Here is a 5,590-nt window from a genome sequence, read left to right on the forward strand (position 1 = left end):
AAAAAAAGCCCTTCACGCGATTGGGCGTGAAGGGCGTGGAAAAATAAAGAGAGCAGTCGGGGACCTACGCTTCCGCCCGGAGGGCAGTACCATCGGCGCTGCAGGGCTTAACGGCCGTGTTCGGGATGGGAACGGGTGGGGCCCCTGCGCTTGACCCGCCTGCTCAAAATGTCAATGTCGTGGTCTTTGGCGGAGTGATAGCTGATGGTTGTTGGGGGTGCCAACGAACGGCTGTGTGGCTGCCGACCGACCGGTCGTGCAAGCCATATAAGAGGAAGCCAGTAGCCTTATTAGTACGGCTCGGCTGAACGTGTTACCACGCTTACACCTGCCGCCTATCGATCTGGTCGTCTTCCAGAAGGCTGTAATGGGAATATTTATCTTGGAGCGTGCTTCGCGCTTAGATGCTTTCAGCGGCTTATCACTTCCGCACATCGCTACCCTGCGATGCCACTAGCGTGACAACAGGTACACAAGCGGTGCGTCCACTCCGGTCCTCTCGTACTAGGAGCAGCTCTCCGCAATATTCCAACGCCCACAGCAGATAGGGACCGAACTGTCTCACGACGTTCTGAACCCAGCTCGCGTACCGCTTTAAATGGCGAACAGCCATACCCTTGGGACCTTCTCCAGCCCCAGGATGCGATGAGCCGACATCGAGGTGCCAAACCTCCCCGTCGATGTGAACTCTTGGGGGAGATAAGCCTGTTATCCCCGGAGTACCTTTTATCCTTTGAGCGACGGCCCTTCCATTCGGAAACCGCCGGATCACTAAACCCTGCTTTCGCACCTGCTCGACCTGTATGTCTCGCAGTCAAGCACCCTTATGCTTTTACACTCTACGCACGATTGCCGACCGTGCTGAGGGTACCTTTGGGAGCCTCCGTTACAATTTAGGAGGCGACCGCCCCAGTCAAACTACCCACCATACACTGTCTTCTCTGTGGAGAATTAGAATTCACCTGCCAAAAGGGTGGTATTTCACGGATGACTCCACCCCAGCTGGCGCTGGGGCTTCCGGGTCTCCCACCTATCCTGCACATTCGGCAGCTAAAGCCAATGTAAAGTTGTAGTAAAGGTTCACGGGGTCTTTCCGTCCCGCTGCGGGTAATCGGCGTCATCACCGATACCACAATTTCACCGAGCTCGTGGCCGAGACAGTGTCCAATTCGTTGCACCATTCGTGCAGGTCGGAACTTACCCGACAAGGAATTTCGCTACCTTAGGACCGTTATAGTTACGGCCGCCGTTTACTGGGGCTTCAGTCGCCCGCTTCATCCGCCAAAGGCGGATTAACAGGCTTCCTTAACCTTCCAGCACCGGGCAGGTGTCAACCCCTATACGTCCTCTTACGAGTTAGCAGAGGTATGTGTTTTTGGTAAACAGTCGATTGGACCTTGTCACTGCGCCCCGCAACGGCCGAAGCCGCCGCAGGGGATCCTTCTCCCGAAGTTACGGATCTAATTTGCCGAGTTCCTTAGCCACGATTCGCTCGAGCACCTGAGGATCCTCTCCTCATCTACCTGTGTCGGTTTTGGTACGAGCGCTATAACAACAAACGACGACGGGTTTCTTGGCAGCAAGATTACCTACACTATCAGTTTGCCCGTAGGCTCCCTGTACTGTCGGAGCTCAGCCATGTGGGTGGCGGATTTGCCTACCACCCGGCCTACCTCCTTTAACCTCGAATTCAGTCTCGAGGCGGTAGTGTCACTTCTGCGTGACGCCTTCGTTTATAGCTGTATAGCGGTACCGGAATATTTAACCGGTTTTCCATCGGCTTCGCCTGTCGGCTACACCTTAGGTCTCGACTAACCCTGATCCGATTAACGTTGATCAGGAACCCTTAGATTTTCGGTGGAGGGGTTTCTCACCCCTCTTATCGTTACTCATGCCTACAGTTTCGCTTCCAGATGCTCCACCACCCCTCACAGGGCGACTTCAATGCGGCTGGAATGCTCCTCTACCACTGCCGTCCAAACGGACAGCAATCCACAGCTTCGGCACCAAACTTATGCCCGTAAATTATCGACGCCGGGCCGCTCGACTAGTGAGCTATTACGCACTCTTTCAAGGAATGGCTGCTTCTAAGCCAACCTCCTAGTTGTCTGGGCAACCCAACTTTCTTTGTTCAACTTAGTTTGGATTTTGGGGCCTTAGCTGGTGGTCTGGGTTGTTTCCCTCTTGCGGGAGGACGTTATCGCCCCCACGCTGACTACCTGGCAACACATGCCGGCATTCGGAGTTTGTCTAGATTTGGTAGGCGGTGAAGCCCCCTAGTCTAATCAGTGCTCTACCTCCGACATGCTACACGCCAGATGCTATACCTAAATATATTTCGAGGAGAACGAGCTATTTCCGAGTTTGATTGGCCTTTCACCCCTATCCACAACTCATCCGGAGGCTTTTCAGCGCCTGTCGGTTCGGGCCTCCACGGAGTCTTACCCCCGCTTCACCCTGGTCATAGATAGATCACTCGGTTTCGCGTCTGCCCCGCCGTACTTTCGCCCTATTCGGACTCGCTTTCGCTTCGGCTGCTCCGCTAAGCGGATTAACCTTGCACGACAGGTGCAACTTGTAGGCTCATTATGCAAAAGGCACGCCGTCACTGCTCCGAAGAGCAGCTCCGACCGCTTGTAAGCGTATGGTTTCAGGTACTGTTTCACTCGCCTTCTCGGCGTTCTTTTCACCTTTCCCTCACGGTACTTGTTCACTATCGGTCATACCCAGTATTTAGCCTTACCGGATGGTGCCGGCTGGTTCAGACAGGATTTCTCCGGTCCCGTCCTACTCAGGGGATCCCACCACCGCATCGCGCTTACGTCTACAGGCCTGTCACCTTCTGTGGGGCGGCTTTCCAGTCCGCTTCGTCTTCGCTTGAGTTGGTTTCCGTGGGCCCTACAACCTCCGGCCGCCGTAGCAGCCGGATTTGGGCTGGCCCCCGTTCGCTCGCCACTACTTGGGGGATCACTGAATTGTTTTCTGTTCCTCCGGGTACTGAGATGTTTCAGTTCCCCGGGTTGACCTCCTCGAAAGGATACCTGCTCGAAAGCAGGTGGGTTTCCCCATTCGGATACCTGCGGATCTGGGCTCTTATGCAGCTCCCCGCAGCTTTTCGCAGCTTTACACGTCCTTCATCGCCTGGTTATGCCTAGGCATCCACCATACGCCCTTGAGTTACTTTCACTTATATGACTTGCACCACCATCGGTGGGGCAAGCCTCAGAGCGTTTCGTTCTTACTTACAATGTGTCATTACTTAAAATGACTCGGTTTGTTGGTTCGTTGGTATTCAAACCTTACTTAACCTATCAGCTATCACTACGTCAAAGAACACATGCAAGGGCATAGGCCTGTTTGCGCTGACACCCTCGTCCTCGCAGTTGCGAGGCGAGCATCAACCCACAGGGTCTGCTTGCTTGCATTAAACAAAAGAACACGTGCCGTGCGGCACGGATCTGCTTGAAGCTAACACGATTAGCCTCGAGCACATACGTACGCGACACAACAATAACAAAGAACATACCTACTACCGGAAACAAAGTGGAGCTACGGGGACTCGAACCCCGGACATCCTGCTTGCAAAGCAGGTGCTCTAGCCAACTGAGCTATAGCCCCTTACGTGTGGGCTTGGCAGGAGTTGAACCTGCGACCTCACGCTTATCAGGCGTGCGCTCTAACCAGCCTGAGCTACAAGCCCATCGGTGGCCAGCTGCGCCCGCCTGAGCGGGGCACACTTGCGACCAGCAAGAACATACAGACGATCACACGGCGAGCCGAGCAAGGCCGGACTCTCCTTAAAAAGGAGGTGATCCAGCCGCACCTTCCGGTACGGCTACCTTGTTACGACTTAGCGCCAGTCACTAGGCTTACCCTAAAGACCTGCCTCCCCAAAGGGGTTGGCACGGCCGTATCAGGTACTCCTAACTTCCATCGCTTGACGGGCGGTGTGTACAAGGCCCGGGAACGTATTCACCGCGCCATTGCTGATACGCGATTACTAGCGATTCCGACTTCATGGAGTCGAGTTGCAGACTCCAATCCGAACTGGGAATGGTTTTGGGGATCTGCTGGCCCTCGCGGGGTCGCTTCCCATTGAACCATCCATTGTAGCACGTGTGCAGCCCTAGACGTAAGGGCCATGATGACTTGACGTCGTCCCCACCTTCCTCACTACTTGCGTAGGCAGTCTGGCTAGAGTCCCCACCATTACGTGCTGGTAACTAACCACAGGGGTTGCGCTCGTTGCGGGACTTAACCCAACACCTCACGGCACGAGCTGACGACAGCCATGCAGCACCTTCTATGTTGCCCCGAAGGGAAGCCCCCTTTCAGGGACGGTCAACGTAGATTTAGCCTAGGTAAGGTTCTTCGCGTTGCATCGAATTAAGCCACATGCTCCACCGCTTGTGCGGGCCCCCGTCAATTCCTTTGAGTTTCATTCTTGCGAACGTACTCCCCAGGTGGCATGCTTACTGCGTTAACTGCGTCACTGCCCCCAAAGGGACAACAACTAGCATGCATCGTTTACAGCGTGGACTACCAGGGTATCTAATCCTGTTCGCTCCCCACGCTCTCGTGTCTCAGCGTCAGTATCGGACCAGTTGGCCGCCTTCGCCACCGGTGTTCTTCGTGATATCTATGCATTTCACCGCTACACCACGAATTCCACCAACCTCTTCCGAACTCAAGAAATCCAGTTTCGAAGGCACTTTTACCGTTAAGCGGCAAGATTTCACCTCCGACTTAGACTTCCGCCTGCACACCCTTTACACCCAATGATTCCGGACAACGCTTGCACCCTCCGTATTACCGCGGCTGCTGGCACGGAGTTAGCCGGTGCTTATTCACTAGGTACCGTCAGTGGTCCTCGAAAGGTCCAGGTTCTTCCCTAGTAAAAGCTGTTTACAACCCATAGGGCCGTCTTCCAGCACGCGGCGTGGCTGCGTCAGAGTTTCCTCCATTGCGCAAGATTCCTCACTGCTGCCTCCCGTAGGAGTCTGGGCCGTGTCTCAGTCCCAGTGTGGGGGATCATCCTCTCAGACCCCCTAGCCATCATTGCCTTGGTAGGCTTTGACCCTACCAACTAGCTAATGGCACGCAGGTTCATCATTAGGCTCCCGAAGGATTTAACAACTGTGGCCATGCGGCCCCGCTGCATCATCCGGTATTAGCTCACCTTTCGGTGGGTTATCCCAGTCCTAATGGCAGATTACCTACGCGTTACTCACCCATCCGCCGGTCTCCGTTGCCCCGAAGGGCAACTTCTCCCGCGACTTGCATGTGTTAAGCCCGCCGCCAGCGTTCGTCCTGAGCCAGGATCAAACTCTCCATAGTAAAAACACCAATAAATTGTTTGAGTCGCTGGCCTTGCTGTGTCAATTGATACTCTTATCGGCCTGATTAAAATCAGACTGACAAGGGCTCGACGTGCGATCGTCTGTATATTCTCAGTATGTAATAGAACAATTTTTGCCGCCCAAATGCTTCCGCAGGCAGCGCTCGGCCCTGTTTTAACAAATCGTTAACTCCAGTTCCGAAGCGATGCCAAGATAACCACTCTGAGCGACACTTCCAAATTTAATTTTAG

Annotated in this window: 2 tRNA genes and 3 rRNA genes; all 5 read right to left on the bottom strand. The window is 54.3% G+C overall.

The features are described from left to right. Window positions 1-51: 51 nt before the first annotated feature. Window positions 52-163, bottom strand: a 5S ribosomal RNA gene (rrf, locus tag G3569_RS17945). A gap of 106 nt (window positions 164-269) precedes the next feature. Next, window positions 270-3,187: ribosomal RNA gene (locus tag G3569_RS17950) — 23S ribosomal RNA — on the bottom strand. Between the two features lie 357 nt (window positions 3,188-3,544). Beyond that, window positions 3,545-3,618: transfer RNA gene (locus G3569_RS17955), tRNA-Ala, on the bottom strand. Between the two features lie 7 nt (window positions 3,619-3,625). Continuing rightward, window positions 3,626-3,700: transfer RNA gene (locus G3569_RS17960), tRNA-Ile, on the bottom strand. Window positions 3,701-3,801: 101 nt separating this feature from the next. After that, window positions 3,802-5,337, bottom strand: a 16S ribosomal RNA gene (locus G3569_RS17965). Together the 16S, 23S and 5S rRNA genes with 2 tRNA genes alongside form the textbook arrangement of a ribosomal RNA operon. Window positions 5,338-5,590: the final 253 nt, after the last annotated feature.

The sequence above is a fragment of the Fodinibius halophilus genome (assembly GCF_011059105.1).
Taxonomy (GTDB): Bacteria; Bacteroidota; Rhodothermia; order Balneolales; family Balneolaceae; genus Fodinibius; species Fodinibius halophilus.